Annotated in this window: 1 protein-coding gene and 1 pseudogene; both read right to left on the bottom strand. The window is 71.4% G+C overall.

Going from position 1 to position 1,587, the window contains the following annotated elements:
* Nucleotides 1–38: 38 nt before the first annotated feature.
* Nucleotides 39–1,106, bottom strand: coding sequence for a beta-ketoacyl-ACP synthase III (locus tag G6022_RS14870; RefSeq protein WP_182611095.1), 1,068 nt, complete (start codon nt 1,104–1,106; stop codon nt 39–41).
* Between the two features lie 146 nt (nt 1,107–1,252).
* Nucleotides 1,253–1,587: pseudogene (locus tag G6022_RS14875) on the bottom strand (SRPBCC domain-containing protein); the annotation flags it as partial.

Genomic DNA, 1,587 nt, shown 5'->3' on the forward strand with positions numbered 1-1,587 from the left:
GGAGGCCCCGGGAGGCCCCGGGAGGGACGCCCGGGCCGTCAGTCGACGGGCGGTGCGGCGGGCAGACGCACGACCTGGCCGGCGTAGGACAGCCCCGCGCCGAAGCCGATGCACAGCGCGACCTGACCGGGCTGGGCCTCGCCGTCGCGCAGCATGGCCTCCATCGCCAGCGGGATCGAGGCGGCGGAGGTGTTGCCGGTCTGCTCGATGTCGTTGGCGATAGCCACCGAGTCGGGGAGTCCGAGGTGCTTGGCCATGGCCGAGTTGATGCGCCCGTTGGCCTGGTGGGGGATGAACGCCTGGATCTGCTCGGCGGTCACGCCCGCGGTCTCCAGCGTCTGCGCGCACACCTTGGATACCTGCACGGCGGCCCAGCGGAACACCTTGGAGCCGTCCATGACCAGGTAGGGCTGGAGCACCGCCTCCTCGCGCGCGGCGGCCGCGGAGGCATCGACCTCGTCCACGTACTGCTTGAAGTCCTTGGTCTGGCGGATGGCGTCGCCCTTCTCGCCGTCGGACCCCCACACCACCGGGCTGACGTCATTGGTCTCCGACGGGCCCACCACCACGGCGCCCGCGCCGTCGCCGAAGATGAAGGCGGTGTTGCGGTCGGAGAAGTCGATGCCGTCAGTCATCTTCTCCACGCCCACCACCACGACGTACCGGGCGCCGCCGCCGCGGATCATGGTGGTGGCCACGGCCAGGCCGTAGCCGAACCCCGCGCAGCCGGCGGTCAGGTCGAACGCGGCGATGCCGTTGCGGCCGAGATCGGTGGCCACCTGCGGAGCCGCGTGCGGCACCTGCGTCCAGTTGGTGGAGGTGCACACGATCACCGCGTCGATGAGCTCCGGATCGATGCCGGCGGAGGCCACGGCCTTCTTGGCGGCCTCGCTCGACATGGAGACGATCGTCTCGTCCGGCTCCGCCACGCGGCGGTTGAGGATCCCAGAGCGCTCGTAGATCCACTCGGAGCTCGAGTCAATCGTCTCGCAGATCTCCTCGTTGCTCACCACGCGACGTGGACGGTAGGCGCCGATGCCCAGGAGGGTCGTGCCGGGCGCGCCCTCGCTGGTCGCGATGGTCACGGTGTCGTTGGAATCCGCCATTGCAGATGGTGCTCCTCGTCGGTGTGCTGTTCGTGCGGTTCGTGGTCGGCGCACGGCTGGTGCTCCCCGACACAGTACTGCTGTCTCGGTGGACATCGTCGCACCCGACGTCGATGTTTCGTCGCCGATCGGCCGCCACCCTCGGGTCAGTCCGTGACCAGGCCCTCGAGCCATCCGCGCCAGCGCTCGGAGTCCCAGGTGGGCTCCACGCCGTCGACCGCGGCGGCACCGAGCGGTGCGCCCGACCCGCCCGGGACGTCCACGTACTCGTACACGCGGACGGCGACCGCGGCGCTGCTCGTCGCGTCCTCGGGCGTGTCCCCGGCCGGGAAGACGTAGAGCTCGATCACGCCGTCGACGGGCGCGGAGAGGACGATCAACGCGGAGGCCTCCGACTCCGTCGCCACGATTCCCCCGACCTCGCCGGCCCGGGCGACCTCGCCGGACCTGGCGACCGCACCGGCCCCGGCCGCGGGGGCCA

Origin of the sequence: Dietzia sp. Cai40 (assembly GCF_014145165.1) — a bacterium.
Classification (GTDB): domain Bacteria; phylum Actinomycetota; class Actinomycetes; order Mycobacteriales; family Mycobacteriaceae; genus Dietzia; species Dietzia natronolimnaea.

Excerpts from the sequence above, each read along its gene's own strand:
- G6022_RS14870 (WP_182611095.1), bottom strand. The coding sequence starts at position 1,106 with ATGGCGGATTCCAACGACACCGTGACCATCGCGACCAGCGAGGGCGCG.